The sequence below is a fragment of the Mesorhizobium sp. M7A.F.Ca.CA.002.05.1.1 genome (assembly GCF_003998335.1).
GTDB lineage: Bacteria > Pseudomonadota > Alphaproteobacteria > Rhizobiales > Rhizobiaceae > Mesorhizobium.
The window spans coordinates 1-440 of record NZ_RZQI01001657.1 but is presented as its reverse complement, the minus strand read 5'-3'; the positions used below and the strand labels follow the sequence as shown (position 1 = coordinate 440).

At 62.7% G+C, this 440-nt stretch carries 1 protein-coding gene; it reads left to right on the top strand.

Annotation, left to right across the window (positions count from 1 at the left end; translation table 11 throughout):
* Positions 1-15: 15 nt before the first annotated feature.
* Positions 16-440 (top strand): flagellar hook-length control protein FliK (fliK, locus tag EN939_RS37625; protein ID WP_245473354.1); only part of this gene is annotated, 425 nt, incomplete at its 3' end.

Here is a 440-nt window from a genome sequence, read left to right as displayed (position 1 = left end):
GTTCCGACACATGTGTTGAAGATCGAACTCCACCCCGCCGAACTCGGCATGGTGACGGCCAATCTTCGCCTCTCCGGGGAACAACTCTCGATTGAGCTGAAGCCGGAAACGCACGACGCTTATCGTCGGCTGTCGGCCGACAGCGAGGCCATCGTCAAGTCGCTGCGGGGGCTCGGCTTCGAGGTTGACAAGGTCACGATACTGCAACCTTCGGTAGCAGTTCCCGCTACAACCCGGGCGGATGCAACCGCTCCTATGGCGGCGGCGACAGGCCGCGATCCAGCATCCTTTCAACCGGGGAATTCGGGCAGCGGCAATGGTGGAGCCGGCGGCCAGCAACCGGGCCAGCAATCCTCAGGGAAACGCAACGATGACGCGCAGGACTACGGCCGCGGCACTTCGCCTGCTCGCGAGCGCGCTGGCAGCGATATCTTTATCTA